Source organism: Flavisolibacter ginsengiterrae DSM 18136 (assembly GCF_059568575.1).
The window spans coordinates 90,532-116,991 of sequence record NZ_JCANTR010000005.1; the positions used below are offsets into that span (position 1 = coordinate 90,532).

Annotated in this window: 17 protein-coding genes; 4 read left to right on the forward strand and 13 right to left on the reverse strand. The window is 41.2% G+C overall.

The features are described 5' to 3' along the window. The first annotated feature begins 39 nt into the window (after positions 1-39). Complete coding sequence (locus tag BP74_RS07355; RefSeq protein ID WP_496372597.1) at positions 40-5,112, forward strand: translocation/assembly module TamB domain-containing protein; 5,073 nt, start codon at positions 40-42, stop codon at positions 5,110-5,112. A gap of 8 nt (positions 5,113-5,120) precedes the next feature. Beyond that, the gene (tamL, locus tag BP74_RS07360) at positions 5,121-7,412 is read left to right on the forward strand and encodes a translocation and assembly module lipoprotein TamL (RefSeq protein ID WP_496372599.1); all 2,292 of its coding nucleotides are present in this window, start codon (positions 5,121-5,123) and stop codon (positions 7,410-7,412) included. 28 nt (positions 7,413-7,440) lie between these two features. On the opposite strand, the gene BP74_RS07365 is transcribed toward tamL, so the two are convergent. The 6 genes from BP74_RS07365 to BP74_RS07390 form a co-directional block, all read right to left on the reverse strand. Further along, on the reverse strand, positions 7,441-9,540 hold the full coding sequence (locus BP74_RS07365) for an alpha-ketoacid dehydrogenase subunit alpha/beta (protein WP_496372601.1): 2,100 nt from the start codon (positions 9,538-9,540) through the stop codon (positions 7,441-7,443). 207 nt (positions 9,541-9,747) lie between these two features. Then, positions 9,748-10,359 carry a fumarylacetoacetate hydrolase family protein gene (locus tag BP74_RS07370; protein ID WP_496372603.1) on the reverse strand — a complete coding sequence of 204 codons (612 nt, stop codon included), beginning with the start codon at positions 10,357-10,359 and terminating at the stop codon, positions 9,748-9,750. Positions 10,360-10,503: 144 nt separating this feature from the next. Further along, positions 10,504-11,079, reverse strand: a complete 576-nt coding sequence (gene pth / locus BP74_RS07375; RefSeq protein WP_496372605.1) for an aminoacyl-tRNA hydrolase — start codon at positions 11,077-11,079, stop codon at positions 10,504-10,506. A gap of 81 nt (positions 11,080-11,160) precedes the next feature. Further along, the gene (locus tag BP74_RS07380) at positions 11,161-11,784 is read right to left on the reverse strand and encodes a 50S ribosomal protein L25 (protein ID WP_496372607.1); all 624 of its coding nucleotides are present in this window, start codon (positions 11,782-11,784) and stop codon (positions 11,161-11,163) included. Between the two features lie 47 nt (positions 11,785-11,831). After that, the gene (locus BP74_RS07385) at positions 11,832-12,782 is read right to left on the reverse strand and encodes a ribose-phosphate pyrophosphokinase (RefSeq protein ID WP_496372609.1); all 951 of its coding nucleotides are present in this window, start codon (positions 12,780-12,782) and stop codon (positions 11,832-11,834) included. Positions 12,783-12,905: 123 nt separating this feature from the next. Next, the gene (locus BP74_RS07390) at positions 12,906-13,103 is read right to left on the reverse strand and encodes a hypothetical protein (protein ID WP_496372611.1); all 198 of its coding nucleotides are present in this window, start codon (positions 13,101-13,103) and stop codon (positions 12,906-12,908) included. A 65-nt stretch (positions 13,104-13,168) separates the two neighbouring features. Here BP74_RS07390 and radC point away from each other — a divergent pair, with 65 nt between their 5' ends. After that, positions 13,169-13,861: a RadC family protein gene (gene radC, locus BP74_RS07395; protein WP_496372613.1), complete on the forward strand. Its 693-nt coding sequence runs from the start codon at positions 13,169-13,171 to the stop codon at positions 13,859-13,861. 83 nt (positions 13,862-13,944) lie between these two features. After that, positions 13,945-14,307: a four helix bundle protein gene (locus BP74_RS07400; protein WP_496372615.1), complete on the forward strand. Its 363-nt coding sequence runs from the start codon at positions 13,945-13,947 to the stop codon at positions 14,305-14,307. Positions 14,308-14,437: 130 nt separating this feature from the next. On the opposite strand, the gene BP74_RS07405 is transcribed toward BP74_RS07400, so the two are convergent. The 7 genes from BP74_RS07405 to BP74_RS07435 form a co-directional block, all read right to left on the reverse strand. Continuing rightward, positions 14,438-14,746, reverse strand: coding sequence for a DUF3467 domain-containing protein (locus BP74_RS07405; protein WP_496372617.1), 309 nt, complete (start codon positions 14,744-14,746; stop codon positions 14,438-14,440). 124 nt (positions 14,747-14,870) lie between these two features. Beyond that, on the reverse strand, positions 14,871-15,533 hold the full coding sequence (locus BP74_RS07410; RefSeq protein WP_496372619.1) for a hypothetical protein: 663 nt from the start codon (positions 15,531-15,533) through the stop codon (positions 14,871-14,873). A 112-nt stretch (positions 15,534-15,645) separates the two neighbouring features. Continuing rightward, complete coding sequence (locus BP74_RS07415) at positions 15,646-16,575, reverse strand: DUF1735 domain-containing protein (protein ID WP_496372621.1); 930 nt, start codon at positions 16,573-16,575, stop codon at positions 15,646-15,648. 19 nt (positions 16,576-16,594) lie between these two features. Continuing rightward, complete coding sequence (locus BP74_RS07420) at positions 16,595-18,160, reverse strand: SusD/RagB family nutrient-binding outer membrane lipoprotein (protein ID WP_496372623.1); 1,566 nt, start codon at positions 18,158-18,160, stop codon at positions 16,595-16,597. A 91-nt stretch (positions 18,161-18,251) separates the two neighbouring features. Continuing rightward, positions 18,252-21,389 (reverse strand): SusC/RagA family TonB-linked outer membrane protein, encoded by a 3,138-nt coding sequence (locus BP74_RS07425; RefSeq protein WP_496372625.1) that lies wholly within the window; start codon positions 21,387-21,389, stop codon positions 18,252-18,254. Between the two features lie 232 nt (positions 21,390-21,621). Next, a complete protein-coding gene (locus tag BP74_RS07430; protein ID WP_496372627.1) occupies positions 21,622-23,049 on the reverse strand; it encodes a SusD/RagB family nutrient-binding outer membrane lipoprotein in 1,428 nt (475 codons plus the stop codon). A 6-nt stretch (positions 23,050-23,055) separates the two neighbouring features. Beyond that, positions 23,056-26,289 carry a SusC/RagA family TonB-linked outer membrane protein gene (locus BP74_RS07435; RefSeq protein WP_496372629.1) on the reverse strand — a complete coding sequence of 1,078 codons (3,234 nt, stop codon included), beginning with the start codon at positions 26,287-26,289 and terminating at the stop codon, positions 23,056-23,058. Positions 26,290-26,460 lie beyond the last annotated feature (171 nt).

A 26,460-nucleotide genomic window follows, 5' to 3' on the forward strand; every position in this document is an offset into this window, starting at 1 on the left:
TTTGTAAGTCTGGTGGCACTATGTATCAAGGCCTGTTATTTGCGAACATGTCTGAGCCTGATCACCTCACCAATGGAAGAAGAAAAGAAACGAATTTACTACCCCGGGAAAATTGCCAGGATCTTTCTTAAGGTCATCCTGTTCCTTTTTTTATTTATTATCCTTATTTTTTTATTGGTACTCACCCCACCAGTTCAACGCTTTATGACAAGTAAGGTGGAAAATTACCTGGAGAATAAATTAAAGACAAGAGTAAATATTGGAAGCATTTCCTTTGGACTTTCAGGGAAACTGAACCTGCAGAATGTATATATAGAGGATAAAACAAAGGATACCTTGCTTTCGGGAGGCGCCATCAGGTCACATATTAATTTCCTGAAGCTATTTTCCAACGAGGTACAAATAAAGGATATCGAACTGCAGAATATTACGGCTAAAATCAAAAGGATTTCCCCTGATACCCTGTTCAACTACCAGTTTATTGTAGATGCCTTTGTAACTGAGAAAAGCAAGAATCCTGACACAGCACAAACAGCCCCTCTTAAACTGAATATAAGTGATGTAGCCCTTGATAATATCAGGTTACGGTTTACCGACGATATTACAGGTAATGATATGTTTGCCCATATCGGTAATCTTTCTGCTACAATTGATACCCTTGATCCCTATACCTATCATTTTGATATACCATCCATAATTGCACGAAATGTCCAGGCTACCATAAAGCAATATAAGCCACTGGTAAAATCAGAGCCTCTATCAAAGGACATGGCAGATGCTTCCAAACCCCTTCCCTATAAATTAACACTGGGTACCATCGATCTTTCCAAATTCAACGTACAATTTGATAATGACATTTCAGCTTTTTACAGTACGATTTCCATTGGTAAATTAAAAGCTGAGACCCGCCTGGTGGACCTGCAGAACAATAAGATCTACCTGGACCAGGTTAGTTTGAATAATACGAAGTCTGTGATCCGTCTGGGTAAAAAAGAAGCTGCAAAAGTTGTAGCTAAACAAGTTAACCAGGAGATCGTTGCCCAAAAAGCACAGGGGTGGGACTTCAAAGTTGACCACCTGTTCATTGATAATAACTCAGTTCGTTTTGATAATGACAACCAGAAGCCCATTTCTCAGGGAATGGATTATGCGCATATCAATGGCAGTGAAATCACTCTTCATGCTGATAATATCGTAATGAATCCTGATTCAGTAAGGGCTACCATTACCGCAGGCAAAATGAAAGAGAAAAGCGGGCTTGACCTGCAGGAGCTAAAAGGTGATATTCTCTATGCCAATAACCAAACCTATTTTAAAGACCTTTATATAAAGACGCCGGGTACAACTATTCAGAAAAGCCTTGTACTGGAGTATGCTTCTCTTGATGCCTTTAAGAAAAAGGCTGCCGAAACAGTATTTAATGTTGAATTGGTCAACAGCCATGTCCAGGTAAAGGATATCCTGGTTTTTGCACCTCAATTACGTTCCAATCCTGCCCTTTCCAACCCCAATGAAATATGGAACCTGAATGTTATCGGAAGTGGTACATTAAACAGGGTGTATTTTGAAACGCTTCAATTTTCAGGATTACGAAATACACAAATCGATGCAAAAGGAACCCTCGAAGGTTTGATGAACCCTTCCCAGGCAGGTGGCAATTTTGTGATCAATCGTTTCCATACAACTCAGTCAGATATTGCATTATTTACTGGTCAAAGACTTTCCAATGCCCAGGTAAATCTCCCGGAATCATTTGATATCACAGGAACTATCAACGGCAATTCGGGGAAATTAAACACGAACCTTCAATTGAATTCTACAGCAGGCAATATTGCCGTCAATGGCAGTTTTGCCAACCTTATGTCTCCATCTTCCATAAGTTATAATGCAAACTTTCGAACCAGCGGCCTAAGATTAGGTTCCATTTTGCGGCAACAGGGTACCATAGGAACTGTTTCCGGTGTATTTAGCGTGAATGGTAAAGGCATTTCTCCCAAAACCATAGATACTAAATACAAAGCCGATCTAAGCAGCCTGGGATATAATAATTACCAATACCACAATATTAATGTAGCCGGAACACTAAAGGGTTCAGCCTTTACAGCTGATGCTGATATAAATGATCCAAATGCTGATATGAACTTCACTACCAGCGGAACTTTTGGAAACAGCACCTCATTAAAGATCAATGGCATGGTGGACAGTATAAAATTGCTTCCACTGCATTTCACCACCCAGCCTGTGACGTTCAGAGGAAAGATAGATGGAACCGTAGCTAACCTGAATCCGGATTACCTGGATGCCAACATCCTTGTTACAAGAGCATTGTTAGTATCGGGTAATAACAGGCTGCTTCTGGATAGTGCACAATTAATATCAGGTCGAACAGATTCGGTCAACTACATGCGCTTTACCAGTGATATCGCCAATGCCCAATTGAATGGCCAATACCGTTTCTCTGACCTTGGCAATATCATTCAAAGCACCATACAACCTTATTTTTCAGTGACAACCCCCTCTAAGGCAGCCAATGTAAAGCCTTATGATTTTACTTTTTCTGCAGATGTAAACTATGATCCTATACTTTCCACCTTTATCCCAGGCTTAACGGCAATGGACACTATACATGCCGAAGGAAGATTTTCAAATTTAAATGGGATGCAAGCCAAAATGACCACTAACCAGGTCACATACAACGGCAATGAAATGAGTGACCTGGTTGTCCAGGCTAATACTTCAGAGGCAGGCTTAAGAATTACCGCAAATGTGGCGCATCTGAAAAGTGGTAATTCCTTTGATGTGTACAACACCAGTATCGATGCCACTGCCCTCCATAATGTTATTGATTTTAAACTGGGTATAAATGACATATCCAACAAGAATAAATATTACCTGAGTGGCATATTGAACCAGCCTTCACAAGGCACTTATTCCCTCAAATTACGTCCTGACAGCCTGTTATTGAATTATGAGAAATGGACAGTACCAACTGATAATCTCTTAACTTTTAGCACAACCAATATATCGGCTTCCAACTTTGTTTTACAAAAAGGCACACAACAATTAAGCATTACCAGTTTACCTGGCAATAGTCCTTCTCCATTACAGGTAAGCTTTAAAGATTTCAGGTTGGCCACGATCACAGCTTTTATGAAATCCGATTCTGTTCTGGCTGATGGGGTGATCAACGGGAATGTTACTTTTAAAAACTTACTTCAGGCTCCTGTATTTACCAGCGACCTTACTATCAATGACCTTAGCATGAACAAGGACACGATAGGCAATGCGCATTTCCTGGTAAATACAACTGACGGGATAAAATATAATGCAAATGCCACCATAACTGGCAGAGGTAATGATATAGGTCTTGTCGGCAGCATGACCCAACAGGGAAAAGAAGTGAACCTTGATATGGATCTGGCAGTCAGGCAACTCCAGTTAAATACTATACAGGGAGCAATGGCTACTGTTTTCACCAATGCTTCGGGAAGTGTGAATGGCGATATCAAGGTGATTGGCAACTTAAATAATCCTGATATCAAGGGCGATCTCAATTTCAATAAGGCAAGCTTTGCCCTGACCATGCTGGGCAGTCAGTTCAATATCGACAATGAGAAGCTTTCCGTGAGTGAAGACGGCTTCACTTTCCAGAGTTTTTCCATCAGGGATTCTGCTAATAATGCACTCACACTCAATGGTACTATCAACACCAATAATTTTATTAACTACCGGTTGAACCTGTATGTGAATGCAGATAACTTTTTATTGCTTAACAGCCAGAAGCGCCCTAATAGTATTTATTATGGACGTCTGAATATCAGCTCTGATCTTCACCTGTCAGGTGATGAGCAAAAACCTGTTTTGGATGGCGCCCTCAGTGTAAACGATGGAACAGCGCTTACCCTCGTTATCCCTCAATTAGAACCCGGAGTAGTGCAACGGGAAGGGGTAGTTGAATTCGTTGATATGAAAGCACCCGAAAACGATTCACTCTTTAAACGTTATGACTCCCTGAATTATTCCCGTTTACTGGGTATGGACATAGCAGTGAACCTGGAGATAAAAAAGGAAGCTATTTTTAATATCATTGTTGACGAGGCCAACGGGGATTTCTTAAATGTTCGAGGGGAAGCATTGCTATCCTCCGGAATAGACCCTAGTGGAAAAATTACGCTTGTAGGCACTTATACATTGGAAGAAGGGGCTTATGAATTGTCTTTCAATTTCCTGAAGCGGCGCTTTGATATAGAAAAGGGCAGTAAGATCATTTGGACAGGTGCCCCTACAACAGCGGAATTGGATATAAAAGCACTTTATGTGGCCAATACTTCGCCTATTGATCTTGTACAGGACCAGATTGCCGCTTCCACTCCCGCTATCAGGAATACCTATCTGCAAAAATTACCTTTCGAGGTACACCTGACGCTTACCGGTGAACTGATGCTGCCCAAGGTGGCATTTGATATTGTTCTACCTGAGAATAAAAACTATGGCGTATCCAATGATATTGTCACACAGGTTCAATCAAGACTTACCCAAATCCGAACGGACCAGGGAGAAGTCAATAAACAGGTATTCTCCTTATTATTATTAAACCGTTTTGTTGGGGACGATCCTTTCCAATCCAGCGGAGGAGGATTCAGTGCAGCCACCTATGTCCGTCAAAGTGTAAGTAAATTAATGACGGAACAGTTAAACAGCCTTGCTGGTGGACTCATACAGGGTGTGGATCTGAATTTTGATGTTGCTTCTACTGAAGATTATACCACAGGGGAGCGGAGAAACCGTACTGACCTGAATATAGGGTTAAGTAAAAAACTGTTGAATGACCGGCTACAGGTAACCGTTGGTAGCAATTTTGAATTGGAAGGACCTCAAAACAGTAACCAAAAAAACAATAACATAGCAGGAAATGTTGCAGTTAACTACCAGTTAAGCCGGGATGGACGCTATATGGTTCGCTTCTACCGGAAGAATGAGTATGTGGGCGTGGTAGATGGTTACATCATTGAAACAGGTCTTGGCTTTATTTTCAACATGGATTATAATAAATTCTCGGAACTGTTACGGAGAAAAAAACAAAAGGTTACAGAAGGGACTCAACAAAACTGAGCTAAGCAATGAAATTTTATTACCATCTTTTCCTGTTCATTTTCCTGGGTTTTGTATTGGCAGCATGCAGTAATACAAGACACCTTCCTGCCAATGAAAAATTATACGTGGGAGCTACAGTTAGTGTAAACGGACCCAATCTGTCGATTCGCGAAAAGAAAACATTGAGAGCAGACCTGTCAGCATTGACAAGACCCAGACCCAATTCCAAGCTGTTAGGGATGCGCTTTAAACTTTCCTTTTACAACCTTTTCCATAACAAGAAACCAAATTCTTTTTTTGGTAAACTAAGGGACAAATGGGGGGAACCACCCGTGTTATTAAGCCAGCTTGACCTTAATAAGAATGTTACCATTCTTCAAAATCACCTGGAAAATAAAGGTTACTTCCATGCAAAGGTGATAGGTGATACTTCCATCAGGAGGAAAAAAGCTACGGCCACCTATAAGGCTGAAACAGGTGTTCAATATTCCATTGCCTCTGTCCATTTCCCTTCAGATAGCAGTGATTTGTCAAATGCTATTCAGCAAAGCATTCCGAAAACTCTTTTGAAAGTAGGTACCCCCTTTGATCTCGATGTGATCAAGGGCGAAAGGATAAGGATCGATGCCTTTTTAAAAGAAAAAGGATTCTATTATTTCAATCCTGAATTCTTGTTGATAAAGGCTGATAGCACTAAAAAAAATAATACAGTTGATCTGTATGTAACTGCTAAACCTGAAATGCCAAAGATCGCAGGTCAGATCTATACGATCAACGATGTATTTATTTACAGCAATTATAGCCTGAACACAGCAAAAGAAGATACTGTTCGAAGTGATGCGGAATTATTCAAAGGATATTATGTAGTAGACAAAAGTAAACGCTTCCATCCGGGACTGTTCCAGGAGTCCATGCAGTTCTTACCGGGAGATGTGTATAACAGGACGGATCACAATTTAACCCTGAACCGCTTGATTAACCTGGATCTGTTCAAGTTTGTCAAAAACCGTTTTCAACAACTTCCTGACACGCCCAAACTCGATGTGTTTTATTACCTTACTCCCTACCCTTCCAAATCATTAAGAGCAGAGATAACAGCCACTTCAAGGTCAAACAACCTTAATGGTTCCGAGATAAGACTAAGCTGGCGCAACAGGAATTTCTTTAGAGGTGGTGAACACCTGAGTTTTAGTGCCTACGTAGGGTCAGATTATCAATTCAGCGGAGCATTGAGTGGTTATAATACCTACCGTACAGGAGCGGAAGTTGCACTGGCTATTCCGCATATCATTATACCTTTTCGAACACTAAGATATAAAGGTGGGTTTGCTCCAAGGACAACTATACGCTTGGGTTATGATATCCTGAACAGGAAATCGCTATTTACACTTAATTCCTATAGGTTTGAATACGGCTACGTAGCAAAGAGAAGCATCAAAAAGACCCATGAGTTCAATCCTGTGGCGATCAGCTATGTGCAGGCTCTAAATGTCAGTAATAAATTTGATTCACTGGTTAAAACAGATCCCATTCTAAAAAAGACGATACAAAGCCAGTTCATCTTAGGCAGCAACTACCAGTATAATTATAATGAGGTAGTCAATGGCCTTCAAAAATTAAACTCGTATTACTTCAATGGAAGAGTAGACTTTTCAGGCAATATTGCTGGCCTGCTTACCGGTGCAGATTATAAGGCAGGGAAAGAAAAACTTATTTATGGTGCTCCCTTTGCACAATACATGATGTTTGAAGCGGATGGACGCTATTACCGCAAGGTAGGTTTAGGATCATCATGGGCCAACCGTGTGATCTTTGGATTTGGTTATCCCTACGGCAACTCAGTTGAAGTACCGTACGTCAAGCAGTTCTTTGTAGGAGGTAACAATAGCTTGCGGGGCTTCCGCAGCCGTGCGGTTGGACCGGGCACTTACAGGTCTCCCAATTCTACTACTTTCATCCCGGACCAGACCGGGGATATCAAGATGGAATTTAATACGGAGTTCAGGCCTAAGATCTCAGGACCATTATACGGAGCTGTGTTCTTTGATGCAGGAAATATCTGGTTGGTGAATGACAGCAGTTATACCAAAAGACCTGGTGGTCAATTCTCATCCAAATTCTTAAGTCAACTGGCAATGGATGCAGGAGTTGGTATCCGGCTTGACATCACCTTATTTGTCATTCGCCTTGATCTTGGATTTCCCCTGCGTAAGCCATGGGAGAAAAATCCCTGGGTGGCCAACCAGATCAGCCCGGGTGACAGGTCGTGGAGAAGGGAAAACCTGATTTATAATTTAGCTATTGGTTATCCTTTCTAGCATAGAAAAGAAAATAAATTCACCCTTATCAGAACCGCAGCATTTTCCCCAACAGGGTTACCAGCTTTTCAGCATTGGGCAACATGGCTGCCTCCAGGCCAATATTCAATGGCACTGCCGGTAAGTTCATAGCACCCATTACTTCCACCGGTGCATCAAGGAAGTGAAAACAGGTCTTTGATATCCGTCCAGCCAGCGCTTCCGCAAATGAATTGTTTTGTTGTTCTTCTGTCAGCACCAGGCATTTGCCATGTTGCTTTACCCTGGAGAAAACCAGTTCTTCATCTAAGGGAAACAACGTCCGGAGATCAATTACTTCAATGGCTCCATTAAAGCTTTTGGCTGCTGCCTTAGCCCAATAAACCCCCATTCCATAAGTGACTATGCAAACAGATTCTCCATTATCCAGCCGGTCCCTGGAAGCCTCCAGCACAATGGCAGCTTTACCAAAAGGCAGGATATAATCTCTTGAAGGTTCAATGGTCTTGGCATCTTCTGTTCCAGGTACTTTGCTCCAGTATAAACCTTTATGCTCCAGCATCACTACCGGGTTCGGATCATGATATGCCGCCTTCATCAATCCTTTCATATCTGCGGCATTGGAAGGATAGGCGATCTTAATGCCCTTTATACTTAATAAAGTAGTTTCCACGCAACCGCTATGATAAGGACCACCACCACCATAGGCACCTACGGGTACACGGATGATAGCTGATACAGGAAAACGGCCCATGGAAAGGAAACAGGACTTTGATATCTCCGTTACCAACTGGTTAAACCCAGGATAGATATAATCGCCAAACTGAACTTCCACAATGGGTCTTAATCCCACTGCGCTCATACCTACGGTTGATCCTATTATATAGGCTTCCTGTATGGCAGTATTGAAAACCCTGTTATCACCAAATTGATCTCCCAGTGTGGCCGCTTCTCTGAAAACACCACCCAGGCGCTTGCCCACATCCTGCCCATATAAAACACAACGCTGATCGTCCTCCATCAATTCCCTGATGGCAAATAATGCAGCGTCCACCATGATCACTTTATTATTGCCTGCAGGCTCGCGCTCACCACTCTCTTCTTCAATAGGTGTCGGCACAAAAACATATTCATCTATAGCTTCCAGGTCAGGTTCAGCCGCCGCCACAGCTTTTTCAAATTGCTGTGCAATGTCTGCATCCACCTCTCTTTCCATGGCTTCAATGTATTCCCTTCCAAAATCATTGACAATGGCTTCCCTGAACTTAGGTAATGGATCGGTTAATGCATGTTTAGCCAGGTCCTCATCACTCCTGTAAAACTCTTTACGAACGCCACTGGTATGATGGTTCAACAAACAAACTTTTGCATGCACCAGCCAGGGACGCTGGTTTTGTCGTACGTCTTCTATAACTTCCTGCATTGCTTCGAAGCTCCTGAAGAAATCAGTGCCATCGACCTTCATCCTGTTCAAACCTTTAAAACCACCAGCATATTCATAAGCATCCATGGCCCTTCCTTCTTCTGCTGTCACACTGATACCCCAGTCATTATCCTGTACCAGGTAAATAATTGGCAGCTGTTTCAACACAGCAAACTGCAGGGCCTCACTCACCTCCCCTTCAGTTACAGAGGCATCCCCCAGGGAACAAATAACGATGGAGCCCTTCTCATAATTTTCAATCAATAAACTGGTATCAACAGCATTCGTTGGAACCGAAGTGCCAGCTGTCATATTGCCCTTGCTTAATAGTGAACCAGTTGAACTTCCTGCATCCTGGAATGCTGTTTCCTGCATGAGTGACAAATACTTCAGACCCTGGGCCACGCCTGTTGTAGGAATTACCTGCATGCCTGTGGCACTGCTTTGATGAATAATCCGGGGTTTTCCTTTTTCCCTGGAATTAGGATGGGAATAATAACTTCTTCCACCTGTAAAAGGATCATCTGCTTTCGTCAATAATTGAAGCATTAACTGGTAAGGCGTCCAGCCCATTCCCAACAACATACTTTCATCGCGGTAATAGGGGCTCACCCAGTCTGTAGGTCTTAATTGAAAAGCTGTAGCCAGCTGGATGGCTTCATGTCCTCTTGAGGTAGAATGCACATAACGGGTAACCTGCCTGTTGGCTTCATAGGTGTCGGACATAACCTTAACACTGTACATTAACCTGTATGCCCTTAATAATAAATTACGATCTATCATATAGCTTCAATCCGGCAAATTTAAGCTACTACATCCATCATAAGTCCTTAAATAAGAGAGGTACCATGACACTTATCCGAATAAAAAAACACCCATGTTGCCATGGGTGTCAAAGAATTTAAAAACGTAGATTGGGTTACAAAAGGCTAATTATTTCACGTCAAGCGTCAGTAAGTTTTCCTGTTCGATAAACGCTTCCACTTCATCACCCACCACAATCTCTCCCACTCCTTTTGGAGTTCCTGTAAATACCAGGTCACCAATATTTACGGAGAAGAAATTGGAGATATAGGAAACGATATAATCAAAATCAAAGATCATCTCGTTGGAATTGCCTTTCTGCACCAGTTCCTTGTTCTTATACAACCCGAAATTGATATCCTTCTTGTTCTTGATATTTGGAAGTGGTATCCATTTACCAACCACGGCGGAATTATCCCAGGCCTTGGCCTTTTCCCATGGTAGACCTTTTTCCTTTAGTTCATTCTGGATGTCCCGCGCAGTAAAATCGATACCTACAGAAATTGCATCGTAATATTTACTGGCAAACTTTTCCTGTATATACTTCCCGTTTTTTGAGATACGAAGCACGAGCTCACATTCGTAATTCAATTCGTTGGTAAACTCAGGATAATAAAAAGGAGTATGAGGCTGAAGTAAAGCGCTTTTTGGCTTCATGAAAATTACCGGCTCATCCGGTACATCATTGTTCAATTCCCTGGCATGCTCTGCGTAATTGCGTCCTACACAAAAGATCTTCATAAAAGAAGTTGTTTTTGGTTAAATACAAAGGGATACCCAATCTCCTGATCGTCATCCGATATATTTTTACGGCTTTTACAAAGAAATAAGGATCTTAAAGAGTAAGCTGATTGTGGCGCTAAAATAAATAAATACTCTTAGTATTTACAATTGAATTTCCACATTATTGAATTTATTCATAGCATTTGTTAAACCAATTGTCGCAATAGCCTCGATTACTTCCACACACTTTTCAATTTTCAATTTCACCACGGGTTCTTCCTGTTTATCCCACTTGCCCAATACAAATTCTGACTGCATTCCTTTAGGAAATGAATTGCCTATTCCAAATCGCAGTTTGGGATATTCCACTGTTCCTAATGTCTCCTGGATGCTTTTCAATCCATTATGGCCCGCATCGCTGCCACCGGGACGGATCCTGATTTTGTTCAAGGGAAGCGCCAGGTCATCTACAATGATCAAAACATTTTCAATGGCTATCTTTTCCTTATCCATCCAATACTTCACCGCCTTTCCGCTTAGATTCATATAGGTGGTAGGACAAATACAAACAAAGGTCCTTCCCTTCCATTTCACCTCAGACACATAGGCCAGCCTTTCCTGCTTTAGCTGTCCCCCGTGTTTGGTTACAAAGGCCATGACCACATCAAAACCAATATTGTGGCGTGTATGCGCATATTCATCCCCTATATTCCCTAAACCAACTATTAAAAACTTCATATGATCTGCAAATATCGCTTTCGGCTATAAATAAAAAATCCCTCCGCTGGGGGGAGGGATCTTTTCCTAAAGAAATAGCAATTATTTTTTAGCTGGAGCCGCTTTGGCCGGAGTTGCCGGAGCTGCACCTTTAGCAGGGGCAGTGGCTTCTTCCTGGCGAAGGGCACGAGTTGTTACCACTGATACGATAGGAATACGTGGGGAGTTAAGGATCTCGAAATTCTCTTCCTTCACATCTTCCACACGCAGGTTACCACCAATCTCAAGGCCTTCAATATTCACCTCGATCTGCTCTTTCAGGTAACGTGGATAGGTTTTCACCTTTAATGACTTCATTTTAGCTACCATTCTTCCACCTGCTTTCACACCAGCGGAAACACCAACATATTTCAATGGAATAGTAGCGATAACTTTTTTATCCTCTACCAGTTCCAACAGGTCTACGTGGATCAATTCATCTGATACCTTGTCAAATTGCAGGTCTTTCAGGATGCAGCGGTAAGTTTTACCATCTACGGTTACATCTGCATACTGGAAATTTGGTGTATATACTAAAGACTTAAAAGCCTTTGCAGGAGCAGAAAAATTGATCTCCTGCGCACCCCCGTAAATTACACCAGGCACTAATTCCTGAGAGCGAAGCTGGCGGGTGGCTGACTTGCCATGTTCGGTCCTCAGTTGTCCTTCGATTGTAATTGTCTTCATTTTATGAATGTTTGTTTTTAACTGTTTTGAACGAAAAAGGTCTTACGTTACTTATCTCTTCTCTGAGAATGGAAGAACAGGTTATTGATGCTCTTATTCTCAAAGGCATTACGAATGGCCACAGCGAATAACTCGGCCACGGTAATTGCTTTGATCTTGGCGGTTTCCCTTTTCAATGGGATAGTATCGCAAACAACCAGCTCTTCCAGCGCGCTGTTTTCGATATTTTCATAGGCCTTGCCGCTTAATACCGGGTGCGTGATCAATGCTCTTACACTTCTCGCGCCTTTTTCCTTTAAAAGAGCTGCACTTTTCGCCAGTGTGCCTCCTGTGTCGCAGATATCGTCAATTATGACAATATCCCGCTCCGTCACATCTCCTATCACTACCATGCTGGCGATCTCATTGGCACGTTTACGGTGCTTATCGCAGATCACCATTTCAGCCTCGAAATAAGAAGCAATTTCCCTTATCCGGTTTGTTGCTCCCACATCGGGGGCCGCAAAGGTAAGGTTTTCGAGTTTGAGTTGTGTTATATAAGGTATAAAAACGGCTGAAGAATCCAGGTGATCCACCGGTATATCGAAGTACCCCTGGATCTGTGGGGCATGCAGGTCCATGGTAACGATCCTGTCAGCGCCAGCGGCTACCAGCATATTGGCTACCAGCTTAGCTCCTATGGCTACCCTGGGACGATCCTTACGGTCCTGCCTGGCATAACCATAATACGGCATTACCACGATGATTTTACCCGCCGAAGCCCTTCTTGCAGCGTCTATCATCAATAGCAGCTCCATGATGTTTTCGGCTGGCGCATGGGTACTTTGAACCAAAAAAACATAATCTCCCCGGATGCTTTCCAGGAAAATAGGTTGGATCTCCCCATCACTGAACTTCTGGATATTGATCTTGCCTAATTGGCAACCATAGCTTTTACATATGGCTTCTGCAAGAGATTGAGAGCCGGTGCCGGCAAAAATTTTAGCTGAAGAATTCATGGCTGAAAATGTGCGGCGAAGATAGGAAGCTCAAAGAAAACAGCTAAAAAGAGTTTCCCCAATTTATTCCAGCCCAATAGGATAAGTGCAAATATGTAGAACCCTTCCTGGCAGTGTCCACGCCTATCTCAAGGCAGTAGCATTAGCTGTAGTAGTGTATTTGGCCTGTTGAACCGATGTTTCCTTAGCCGGCATATCATTCAGGCTATAGTAAACGGTACGGCATACAAAAATGGCCAGGAACAGTGAAATTCCATACACAAGCATAAAGAATAAGATCGGGTGAAAAGCACCAATTGCTGAAGTAGAATTACGTCTCATAGGAAGGATTTTAGGTTTTCTTTAAGGATATTGACAATCATAAAATTATTTTCTAATCTTGGCGCATGCAAGAGCAGAAATACTCAATTAAGCAATGGGCAATTGACGATAGACCCCGCGAAAAACTACTTGTAAAAGGGCCTTCCGTATTAAGTAATTCAGAATTGATCGCCATATTGATCAATAATGGTAATAAGCAAAAAACAGCCGTAGAACTTGCGCAGGAAGTGTTGCGGCTGGGAAAGGATAATCTAAATGAGCTGGGAAAGTTGAGTGTGAAAGAGTTAATGAAGATCAAGGGTATTGGTGAAGCTAAGGCCATCAGTATTGCAGCGGCTATGGAATTGGGTCGCCGTCGCCAGGCGCTGGCCTCCCGTGAAAAGCCGGTGATAACCAGCAGCGCAGATGTAGCAGGATACCTGCAGACCATTTTAAGGGACTACAAGCACGAGGTTTTCGCTGTACTCTTTCTAAACCGCTCCAATAAGATCAACCATTTCCAGATCATCAGTGAAGGTGGCATTACCGGAACCGTAGCCGATCCGCGAATTATTCTGAAAAAAGCCCTGGAGGAAGACGCCGTAAGTTTAGTTCTATGTCACAACCACCCTTCCGGAAGTCTCAAACCCAGCCGCGCTGACGAAGATCTGACCTTTAAAATAAAAGAAGCCGCCAAATATTTCGATATTAAGATCCTCGACCACCTCATCGTCAGCGATGACGGGTATTATAGTTTTGCGGATGAAGGACTGCTTTAATAAGTCTGGAGTCAGGAGTCTGAAGTCAGGAGCCAGAAACAGCTAAAAATAGCGGGACTTTTTAGAAAAAATAAACTACACAAATGGGCAATTACAAAGATCTATTGGCATATAGTAAGTCATACCAGTTAGCCATGTTGATTTTTAAAATCTCCAAAAAATTCCCACCCGAGGAAAAGTATTCATTAACAGACCAGGTAAGAAGATCATCCAGATCTGTGTGTACCAATTTAGCGGAAGCATACTTGCGCAGAAAATATAAGGATTACTTCCTTTCAAAATTGAATGATTCCCAAACCGAAAATGCTGAGACTGAAGTTTGGCTGAGTTTTGCAAATGATTGTCAATACATAACAACAGAACAATTTACCCATCTTACTTCACTCAATAATGAAGCAGGCAAGCTCATATGGTACATGATCAATAACCCCGAGAAGTTTCTGTAATTTAATTGGTCCAAAATTTCCCGACTCCCGACTCCCGACTCCCGACTCCCGACTCCCGACTCCCGACTCCCAACTCCCGACTCCCGACTCCCAACTCCCGACTCCCGACTCCCGACTCCCGACTCCCGACTCAGGCCTGCGCCGTTGGTCCGCCAAACATCATAGGCACCTGTACTTCTTCCAGGTCTTTGATATTGCCATTGGCAGCTTCGTACCTGTTCACATTTTCTATCAGGGCTTTCATAAAGCGCTTGGCGTGTTGAGGTGTAAATATGATCCTTGATTTTACCTTGCTTTTAGGGGTACCGGGCATCACATTGACAAAATCAATGACAAACTCAGCATGAGAATGGGTAATGATCGCCAGGTTGGCATAGGAGCCTTCGGCCACTTCTTCAGAGATCTCTATATTGATCTGGTTTTGAGACTGATCTTGCATTATCTGTAATATTTAAACAAATCTAAAATCAAAAGTCATAAGAAAAAACTCTAAAGCCTTCCATTATTAATTTGTACAGTATATAAATGATTTTTGAGCATGAATATTTACAATTTGCACTGCATTAATAGTTCAGCTCCTTATTGCAAAATTCAACCAATTTAACCAGGTCAGGCTCGTAAGTGAAATTGATTTTATTATCGTCTATAAACTTATCTATTTGTTTGCCTGTCCTGGATGGAAATGAATTGATGAATTGTTTCTTAGGTGTCACCTTATACAACTGGCCATTTTTCTTAAACCAATAATGTTTTTTTATTTCAACTGAATAATTGTCCTTATATAATTTGGTGGCATATACATCTGTGACTGTATTACTTACCTGGCTGGCACTCTGCTTGGAACTTCCGTTATGGTCTGCTGTAGATACAAGTGGATGAATTGTATTGGAATATGAAGCCAGCAATGTTATAGGTGCCGATTCTGTTACTACTGAAAAGATGGATTTGTTGACAGGTATAAATTTTTTGTTTTGCATGTAAACCGTATCAATAGATTCTAATCCTGTTAAAACAAGGTATTGCTTGTTTTTAATAAATACTACGGTTTGATTATCTGTATTATAATTTAGAGGTGCAGATTCAACTTCCCCGGATTTCATCAAAACCGAGCCACCAATAAATTTCTCAAAAAGCATAGTTTTTAATGGAATACTGTCATCTACAGATTGCGCCTTCATCAATAAAGAACATAAAGCGGATACAGTAAATAGAAAAGTTTTTTTCATAAAAATGTCAGTTAATTAAAATTGTTATACAAAATATGTTTCTTTTCCTGAATTGAAAAGCCCCTGTAAATTCAGGGGCTTTTCTACTACTAAAAAAAGTATTTATGGCAAATTATCTTGCTCCTTTATACTTTATTACTACTTCGTATGTTCTAACATTACTTGTTGGATTCCATATGAATGCAAGGTGAAATGTTTTCGTTGCAGGATCATATGTATTTTCATGCCCAGGCCAATTCTTAAGGCTTGCATTACCTAAAGCGAACATAGTTACTAAGTTGGTTGCAGGATCAACTGTTGCACGTAGGTTGTCAATACCAGCCATACCACCACCTCCATGCCATTTCAGGTTTGAAATTTCCACGGTAGTAGCACCAACGGTTGTTAATGTCACATCAGGGTTAGTACTAATGTCGCCACTCAACGCATCTCCTAAAGGTGCACCTGGTGCACTATACCTTGTTACAGCGCCTGATAATACATCATAAATACCATCGTACTTATTACGTACACCAAAAGAATATACTGCTTTTCCAAAATTACCACTGATCAAGCCACTGCTGGCAGAAGCTATTTTTAATGGTAAACCGTAAGCAGCATTATAATCATAGGTATTGGTAATTGTCACTTTAGCCTGACCTATAGCCATTCTTTCTCCTTTTTTAATAACTAGTGTTGAAGGAAAAGAAATGATATCTGATGCAGGTACGGCATAAGTTGTTTTATTATCCTCATTGTACTTAGCTAATACAGACTGGTCTATTTCCAGCTTTACCGTTATATCCTCTGGGGCAACATCAGCTCCTGAATAGCTTACTTTGATATCGAAGGTCTTCGACTCACCCGTGCCAAGAACGCCCAGATCGGAATAAAATCCTGGAAATTTGGAAGTTACCTTAGCCGAGTTACCCCCGGTGTTATCAAATTCTATTACATTTCTTGGACCCAGGTCCTGGTCAATGTTCATCCTGTCTTTTTTCAAACAAGAAGTTACACTTACGGCAGTCGCCAATAAGAAGAAAAATATTTTTGATTGTCTCATAATGAATTCTATTTAAAAATTATAAAGCCCAGAAAATTTTCGAAGTGAATGGAGTTATTCCTTTTGGAACGTTCTTGGTATTATAAGAACCCTCAGAAGTTGGATACAATATCCTTGTAGGCAACCTGTCTGGCGCTGTTGATTCTGAAACAGAAGATGCAAAGGTTTGAGTTGCAGTTGCAGCCACACTGTTTAAGATAGTAGGATAATGTGTTCTCCTGTATTCATTCCAGGCTTCTTCGCTATTCACCATATTCAGGGCAATATATTTTTGAGTGATAATAGCTTCGATCTTCTGGTCAGTTGAGGAAGCTAAATCAAAATTGACCAGGTAACTTGTATTGTTTTTTGTCATGTAGTCAGCTGCTGCTGCAACTGGGTCCCCAGCAAGGTTACCATTTGGCAACTCAAAAAGGTAATGGAAAGAAGCAGTTATTCCTTTTTCAAATAAGGTCTTTGCAACACCAGGAATATTTATACCTCTGACTACAGCTTCAGCTTGCAGGAAATAGCTTTCTGCAGCGGTGATAACTGGCATGCCAGCTTCTGGTCCTTTTAATACACCTGTTGTATTTCCGGCGGTCTTTCCATCCCTGTTAGCATCAGGATACCAAAAGCTACCTGATGGGCTGGATGCAATGTTGTTACTTTCTACACCAAGCCTGTTTGTCGGAGTGCCTGTTGCAAATTTGTAATAAATAGCTGCACCTCTTCCTGCATCATCAAGCTTGGTTTTGTTATAAAAAGACATGATAAAAGTGTTAGGCATCCAGGCCTTATTGCCATCAGAACCAGTGTAATCAAATGCCCAGGTATTCCATTTAGGATTTTGACGACCATTATCCTTTGCAAAACCAGGATTGATCAAAGCATCGTCATCAAGAAATCCATCATCTGTGAAAGTTGTATTGGTAAAAGTAACCTTACCGTTGCCATGAAGAATGATCCTCAGTTTCAGGGTATTGGCAAATTTCTTCCATTTAACAGGATCTCCCGCAAACATTACATCTGAACGACCTAAAGGAGTGACACCAGGTGTATTCATTCCAGTGTTGATCGTAGCAATGGCTTTATCCAGTTCATCTGCCAGGTCTTTATAGATCACTTTTGCATCTGTATAAGCAGGGTTCAAATTGTCTGCTCCTTTTAATGCTTCTGTATATGGAACATCATTGTAAGTATCTACCAATAATTGATAACTATGTGCTTTCATGATCCTGGCTACAGCATCAAAATAGCTCCATTTTGAATCACCCTTTGTCTGGTTTAAAATTGCCTGGTAATCTTCCAGGTTATCATAGGTGTTAGACCACCTGGCTGAAAAATCATTGGAAGAAAAGTTATAGGTGATAGAAGTACCAAAACCTCCATAACCACCGGCATTAGCCATATAGCCTACCAACTGTGCACCATAAGAATTATATCCATTCAGGTTGATCGCTGTTGCAGTCATTGCCTGTGGCAGGATCAATGGCGGCGTTGCAGACGTAGCCTGGTTTGGATTCTTATTAATATCAAGATATTTTTTACAGGAAGTCCCCAATACCATGACTCCCATAAAAAGATAAACAAGTGTTTTTTTCATAATAATTTATTTTTCAACTTAGGGTCTCCCAACTTTACCAGTTACTACGGGAACCATAATTGTTCTTTTTAAATAATCGTTTATCAGTGCATTAAAAGGTCAATCTTATGGTAGCACCATAATAACGGGAAGGAGGTGTCTGGCCAATACCAGTCAAACCAATACCATTACTATCATTACCTGCATCACTGTATTCAGGATCTGTATAGTAGTTGTCTTTTGCCATCCACATGAACAGGTTACGTCCCTGTACACTGATCCTTGCGCCTTTTATCACCTTGGTTTTACTTAATACCGATGTTGGGAAATCATAAGCTAAAGAAAGCTCTCTTAACTTCCAGAAATCACCTGAAGTAACATAGTTGGAAGTGATATCACGATTGATGCCATCTGTCCAGAAACCAGAGTTACCACCACCATTTTTTATAGTGACATCTGTATTGGTAACATATTTAGAACCATCCCAGATAACTGAATTAGGGAATACAAATCGCTGGCGGTTGTAAACTGCAGTTCTATATCCTTGTCCTGACCAATCAAGTTCTGGTCCCATTGAGTTATAAACCTGGTAAGAACCGCGGTAATCAAACAGGAAGGATAAAGACAGGTTTTTATATTTTACCAATCCATCTATACCAAGTCTTTGCTTGGGAGTTGCATTACCTAAAATAGAAATGGTATCAGACTTTGTAGGCAGACCTGAAATGGCATCTACAATAACATGGCCTTGAGGATCACGTTTGTAATCAAAACCCATAATTACAGGAAATACCTGTCCGGCAACAGCATAAGAGCCAGGTCCGTCTGTACCATAAGTAGCCAATGCTAAACGTGGCAGATCAGCACTGATGCTATTCACCTTGTTGTCCAGGTAAGAGTAGTTACCACCAATGGTGATATTCCAGTCCCTGTTTCTTAAAGGTGTAACATGAGCAGCAACTTCTAATCCACTGCTTTGTGTTTGACCAGTATTAGTTCTCAAAGAAGAGAAACCGGTGGTGCTTGAAATACGTGTAGTTACTGTCTGGTCATCAGTTTTAGTGCTGAAATATGTAACGTTGGATGTGAAACGGTCTTTGAACAAATTCAGGTCAAAACCAGCTTCATATCCTTTGGTGATCTCAGGTCTGAGGTCATTAGATACAAGGGTATTGTCAACAGTATATCCGGGTAAGCTTCCGTAAGGGAAACCGCTGGCTGTACTGCTGAATGTTGGTAATAACTGGTAAGCACCAAAAGTACCACCCAGGTTCACCTGTCCTACTTTAGACCAGCCAGCTCTTAATTTTAAAAAGCTGATAGTATTGCTTTCTTTTAAAGCCGCAACAGCATCACTTACAATCAAGGCAGCGTCAACTGATGGGTAGAAGAATGAACGGTTCTTTTCTGACAAAATGGAAACCCAGTCATTACGACCAGTACCATGAAGGAATGCAAATCCTTTATAACCAATACGAAGGTCTGCATAAGCACCGATCTGGCGTGCCTGGAAATTGCTTTCTGTCGCACCTGGTGTTCCTACTCCATTACCTACATTGAAAAGATCTGGAACAACAAGACCGCTTGCACTAACATTCACATTTTTAGCAGTATTCTGAGTCCATTGTCCACCAGCGATCAGGTCAACTTTAAAATCACTGATTTTCTTGCTAACCTGTGCGAAAAGGTCGGTAAGCATTTGTGTTCTGTATGCACTACCATCAGATACCGAACCAGCTATATCAGCCTTGGAGCTCGCATCTGTATTTTTGGAATAGTCAGTGTATTTGAATTCACCAACTGTATTTTTATTAGAAAGGTTACGCGTGGTGATACCCTGGCGGCCAACGATATCTAATCCCTGGATAGGTGTAAACCTGAGTTCCAGGTTCCCGATCAAATAATCATTCCGCTGTTTGGACCTCCAGTTATCAGCAGAAAAATAAGGGTTTTGATACCAGGGATTGTAATATCCAATTGGATTGGCAAATGGATCTGTTCTCCAGTTCTTATAACGGGTAATATCCACGTTGGAAGGCATGTTCAGCATGTTAGCATACATGGCACCAGTTTGAGTGGTGATATCATACCTGTTTTGCGTATATCCGGCTGTATAAGTAATATTTACTTTCTGACCCACTTTCCTGGTTCCGTTCAAACGAAGGTTGGCGCGGTTGTATTTATCACCAGGTGTTGTACCCTTGGTGTCTACGTACTGGCCAGACATGTAAAAAGTTGAGTTATCATCTCCGGATTGGAAATTGATATCAGATTGATTGGTGATACCTTTTTCCCAAAACTTCAAATGACCATCATTATACTGGTATAAAGCAGAGTCCTGCGTACCATCTTCCAATGGTGGGCCTAAAGGTCTTTTCACACCATCAAAAGCAGGACCATAAGCCTGGTTTTCGAGGTAAGAGAAGAAGTTAGGATTGCCATTATCATCATAACCATAGCTGGTACCACCGGAACCAAATGTCTTTTGGATCTTAGGGTAGAAAGCAACGGATTCCACTGTAGTGGTTTGAGACAAGCCAATGCTATTCACACCTCTTTTACCCTTTTTGGTGGTAATAATCAAGGCGCCGTTGGAAGCCTGTGAACCATACAAGGCAGCAGCACCGGCACCATTCAGTACAGATACTTCTTCCACATCATCAGGATTGAGGTTACCTAATACTTCATTAGGAACGATCACGTTATCTAATACCAATAAGGCCTGGTTATTACCGGTCAATGAACGCTGACCTCTTAAGATCACGCGGAAGTTGGGGTTTACACCACCACCAGTACCATTGATCTGTAAGCCGGCTACTTTACCCTGCAGTCCACCTGCAACGTTTACAGCTTTACCAGCCGTTAAAGTTTCCGCCTTTACTACAGAAGTTGCCGTACCAATTTCTTTTCTTTTCGTACGCACACCACCCGCAGTAACGATCACCTCGTCAATAACATTAGCAGCTGAAGAAAGCTGAACGTTAACTGAATTTCTTCCCTGGATGCTTATTTCTTTTGATTCAAACCCTGTAGAGGAGATAACCAGGGCGTTTGCATTTCTTACTTCCAGGCTAAAATTACCATTAGCATCTGCGGAAGTACCGTTTTTTGTTCCCTTTTCAGTAACAGTGGCAAAAGGAATGGGAACTCCTTTTTCGTCAACGACCTTGCCAGAAACAGTCCTGTTTTGTGCGAATGCAAATGCACTAAAGAGCATCAGCATCGCAAGCAGCGATACAATTTTTCTCATGTGAACGTTTTAAGTTAATAGATAAAAGCAAAAAAATAAACCAGTCCAGCTATAGATACGGCTGAGTAATTAAACAGACAGCCCATCCATTAAAAATGCTGCGCCAATTTAAGTGATTTTTAATAAAAGGTTAAATATGTTTTAAGAAAAATTTCGATGATGAAAGGAAATTTATATACATAAACGAAAAAAGGCTGCCCTAAGGCAGCCTTTTTAAATATGCTGGTAAGTGTTAATACTTATCCCACCACAATTTAGTCTCTACTTTATCACCACCAATTTTGGCGGCAGCAGCAGTATAATTTGCTCCGTTTAACTGTTGTTCATTGTTTGGATATGGAAACCTGTTAGGGAATCCAGATTTAGCCGCAACAGGCAAACTCAATACAGGGTAATCCAGTCTCCTTAGTTCCAGCCATCCAGCAAAGGGACGATTATATAAGGCAATCCATTTTTGCGTGCCAATCTTTTCCTTCCAGGTTCCTGTTGCTGTAGAATAGGCAACCTGCGGTTGAGCAAGATAAGCGGCGGCATCAGCAGCTGTTCCACCCCATGCAATGATGGATGCAGTAATGGCATTGTTGTAATGCTGTTCAGCAGTACCAGGTACGTTAAATCCACGCTCTATTGCTTCAGCCCTGTAAAATTCAGTTTCAACATAATCCAATAACACTAAAGGTGCTGTAGCGGCAGAAACCTTATCACTTGGTTTAGACATGTCAGAATAGGTATTCACCTTTCCTACAATACCACCCTTGTACTCTCCTGCATTGTTCACGCCGAAATAAAGTGATTTACGAGGGTCATTTAATGCTACTAGTTTGTTCATTAAATCTTCTGCTGCCACATAATCACCACGACCTCCCAAAACGATATCCGCATATAAAGGATTAGTATTAGGTGTAGATGCCAGGTAAGTAACCTTAGCATCATCTGCTGAAGAAGACATAGCACCTGCATCAGCAGCTTCAACTGTAGTTTTCGCAGTAGCGGGATCAACATCAGCGATGATCATCCCCATTTGCATTTTCAATGAATTGGCAAACTTGCTCCATTTACCCACATTACCTTTATAAACTAAATCCTCTGAAGATGTAAATGCTGCCTTACCAGTATTTAACTTGGCAATGTCATCATTTAACCTTTTCAACAGATCAGTATAGATAGTCTTTGCATCATCATATTTTGGAAATAAATTATTTGGATTTAGTGCATCTGTATAAGGCACATCACCAAATGTATTCACCAGAATATTATAGGTATAAACCTCCATCAGGTCAATAATAGCCAGTTTATTGGCTTTTTCTCCAGCCTCTAATTGTGCATCTGCAGTTACCAATCTTGCCGATTCATTTAAGTCAGCAAGTACATCACGATACATGGTTGTCCACCATGCCTGCGGAATATTTCTTGTGGAAAAATCATATTGAGCCTCATCCTGGTAAACAGCCATGGCCCAATGTTTCACAGTAAAGCGGAATACATTTGTATTTACACTACCGGATGCCAATGCATCGGATAGATTTCTCACTCCATTGGAAAATAAAGTTGCAGCCGGAACATTCGCGGGTTTCTTTGTTTCCTCATTAAACCGCGATATATCCTTTGTACAAGCTGTAAATAATAATGTGGGAGCAAGTATATAGATTAATTTTTTCATATTTTTTTAGAATTTCACTTTAAGATTTAAGCCCAAAGACCTTGTTGTTGGATAAGCTCCACTTTGCATTCCCTGAATATTTCCTGAAGAAAGATTTTCTTCGGGATCAGAGTATGGTAAATTTTTATGGATGATCCATAAATTTCTTCCAATAAGAGATAATTCAACTCCTTTAATAGCTCTTACACTATTGAAAATACTTTGTGGCAGTGCATAAGAAAGAGTTGCTTCTCTCAGTTTAACATAACTGGCATCAAATGCAAAGGCTGCTGCAGGAACCGCAGGTGAGTTTGCATCAATTACAACACGCTTTGTATTAGGCTTGCCGTCTGCAGTTACGCCTTCAAGAATAACACCTCCACCATCGGCTAAAGAATTTCTTACAGGTTTGCCTAGATCATTTAACCCGGCAGACTCTTCCAGTACACCTGTAAAGTTTACACCATAATACTGATCTAATGACCATACCTGGCCACCCTGGCGAACATCAATTAAAAAGCCTAAAGCAAGATTTTTATACCTAAAGCTGTTAGAGATACCACCAATCCAATCTGGATTTACATTACCGATCACATTGTTAGTAGTTGTAGTTACAGCATAATAACCATTAGAACCTATCAACTTAGGACCAGTACCATCCCATGCGATAGTTTTTGTAGGGTCTTTAGGATCGATCATTTTCCATGTTTTACCCTGGATAGTACCATAAGGTTGACCTAAAGTAGCATTGATGCTCACACCTCCCTGGAAGGATCCAAGCAAAAGGTTTTTGCTATCATTATACAACTCCAATACTTTGTTCCTGTTACGTGTAAAGTTTACATTTACATTCCAGGAGAAATCTTGTGTCTTTACAGGCGTACCATATAAAGACAATTCAATACCCCTGTTCTCAATATTGCCTGCATTCACAAACTTATTAGAGAACCCGGTTGCTGTTGAGGTAGCAACAGGAATGATCTGGTTTACTGTATTTGTAATATAGTAACTGGCGTCAAAACCTAAACGGTTATGAAAGAAGCCCATTTCCAAACCAGCTTCTTTACTGGTGGTAAGCTCAGGCTTTAACTCGCTTTCATTCTTTGTGCCTGGCAGGGAGAATAAAGTTGTAGAACCAAATGCATTTGGCTGGTCGTACACATCTTTGATACTTCCCCAAGGAGCATCATTACCCACTGTGGCGTAGTTCAAACGAATTTTGCCGGTAGATAACCAGGGAACATTTGTCAAATGGTGAGAGAATAACCAGCTACCTGAAATAGCATAATAATTATAGGCATTATTATTAACAGGCAGTGTAGATGAACGGTCTCTGCGAAGAGTTCCATCTAAAGTCAGGAAATCCTGGAAACCAAGTGTCAACCCCGCAAAATAACCATCAACAGCTTTTGGCTGGTATGTTTCTACTGCGTTAGGAATAGAACCTTTTGAATTGGCAATGGAATACAACCCCGGAACGATCAAACCACCTGAAGTAGATTGAAAAATTGATTTAATACTAGTCCTTGCCAGGTTGGTACCTAACAACGCCTTTAAATTAAAATCCTTATTAAGTTGCTTATCAACATTGGCCATTAAATCATAATTGGTCGAATTGAAAGTTCTGTCAAAGCGGGAATAAAAAGGCACAGCCTGGCTACCCACAGCAATACGTTCTTCCTGCAATTCAGTATAATTATCTAAAGAAATTCTACCTAAAAAGCTCAACCAATCAGTTGCCTTATAATCTAAAGCTACATCACCGAAGATCCTTGACCTGGTATCCTGCTCATAATTCTGGTATACAGTCCAATAGTAGTTATCTGTATAAATTGGAATTGTTCCGGAAGCTGTTGATGGATCTTTCCAGTTCCAGGTAATATTTTTATAATTCCTGAAATAGGCTTCTTTTTGCTCCTGTACATCAACATTTGTTTGATACCACTGGCGGAAATTCTGGTTTACGTTTCTACCACTATAACCAGTTCCATACCTGCCCTTTCCATCTACTTTGGAATAATTGGCAAGAGCACTTACAGTTAACTTATCCGTGATATTATAGCTGGATCCGAAATTGACAATATTCTTGGTAACGCGGCTGTTAGGTAATACACCCTTCTCATTATTTCTTGTAAAGCCAAGTTTAATGCTTCCCTTTTCAGATGCACCATCCAATAATATACTGTTATTATTAGCTATAGATGTTTCGTAGAAAGTTGAAGGATCATTTACAGCTGCAACCCATGGTTTTTTCTTATGGTAATATGGGGAAGCGGGATCAAAAGCATCCCAATGATATACCATTAGATTTGGATCATACTTCACACCGTATGAAGCATCTTCAGACGTTGGAACCACATAATCCTTAACGCCATCACCATCTACGTCAAAATAAAGAAATCCATCTTTCTGGTAAGAATCGGAATATCCGGCGCCATAACTTTTCTGGTATTTGGGGAAAGTTGATTTATCAATTTTACCAACAATAACTCCTGAGTTAACAGTAATTCCCAAACCTCTTTTAGCTTTCTTGGTAGTGATCATGATCACACCATTGGCAGCTCTTGAACCGTACAATGCACTCGCAGCGGCACCTTTCAGTACGTTGATCGACTCAACGTCATCAGGGTTGATATCTGCGGCAGCATTACCGTAGTCATAACCACCCCTACCTGTTCTCTGGTTGGCTGAGTTGGTATTGCTGTTGTCAACGGGAACTCCATCAACAACGAACAAAGCCTGGTTATTACCAGTTAAAGATTTCACACCACGGATAACAACGTTGGTGGAACCACCAATACTATTTCCCTGGATGATCTGTAATCCGGATACTTTACCGGAAAGTGCAGAACCAACATTACTTCCGCGAATCTTGCTAACATCATCGCCGGAAACTTGCTGCGCTGCATAAGGAAGCGTATTTTTAGACCTTCTTACGCCCAACGCTGTTACCACCACCTCACTCATATTAGACTGGTTGGTGATAGTAGCCGTAATGGCTGTTTGATTTCCAATTTTTACTTCGGATGTTTCAAAACCGGCAGCACTAAATACAAGTGTGGAGTTAGGAGCCGCGTCAATTGTAAAGTTTCCATTTTCGTCAGCAGCTACACCTGCATTTGTTCCTTTAACTGTTACAGAAGCAAAAGGAACAGCTTTTCCTTGAGCATCTGTTACTTTCCCCGTAACAGGTCGGGTTTGTCCAAAAGCCAATGCACTAAATAGCATCAGCACTGTAAGCAGAGTTACAATTCTTCTCATGTGTACATTTAAGTGTTTAGTAATAAAATAGTCCAGGTTATCGCAGAGTTTGGATAAGGAGTGAGCAAGTTAAGGGATTGTGAACAAAATAGAACAGCTTTATAGACGGTTTTTTTTGAGGATAGAAGGATGGTTATTATCCCAAATCAATAATTCCCTATAATGAGCTTT